Annotated in this window: 1 protein-coding gene and 1 pseudogene; both read right to left on the reverse strand. The window is 46.7% G+C overall.

Features of this window, described 5'->3' with window-relative positions; genetic code table 11:
• Positions 1-443, reverse strand: a pseudogene (locus R7Q11_RS27285) (TIGR01620 family protein); the annotation flags it as partial.
• The coding region (locus R7Q11_RS27290; RefSeq protein ID WP_225467122.1) for a YcjX family protein at positions 440-632 on the reverse strand (193 nt) is incomplete at its 5' end. The gene R7Q11_RS27290 and the pseudogene R7Q11_RS27285, both read right to left, overlap by 4 nt.

Raw genomic sequence — 632 nt, forward strand, 5'->3', positions numbered from 1 at the left:
CCCACACTGTCACTGTGAACGAGCAGTTCGGCTTCTTCTTGAATGCTGAAATGATTTCTTAATTTACGTAGCTTCCAGAGTTCTTTACCGATAGCACCTAGGCCCAATGAAGCCACTGCAGTAATGAAACCCGCCCAACCTAATGCTAGCCAGTCAGCTGTTTGCACCGCAGTGACAAATGAGTCTACAGCCTGCCACCCGACCAATCCGGCAAAAGTAGCAAACACGCCGGTTGCGAGCCATTTTCTGCCCGGCCTAGGGCGAATCACATGTTCAAGTTGCAGTTCTTGTTCGGTTTCAATTCGATCTTCTTCTATGTTCATTGGTACCAAAGTTTCTTTTTCACTGAATGTCTTTTGCGCCGTCAACTCTGGGGAGTCCGATTGCTGCTCTTTCTCTAGTGCTTTTTCAGAGAAAATTTGTTTCTGCTTCAATTCGCTCATTTCAATTTGTCTCCTAGCAGATAATCCAGTGCTTTATCTAGACGTATGTGTTTCATCGGTTCATCACTTGCTGACGGCATAGGACGGAAGGAAGTAAAGTCAAAACCACTGTTTTGCCAATAGGCGGCATTGGGTAGCTTCTTCGGCACCTCTCCTGGGAACATCGTCATTGGCTCACCGTTTAAGGTC

This window comes from Vibrio sp. 970, assembly GCF_033339075.1.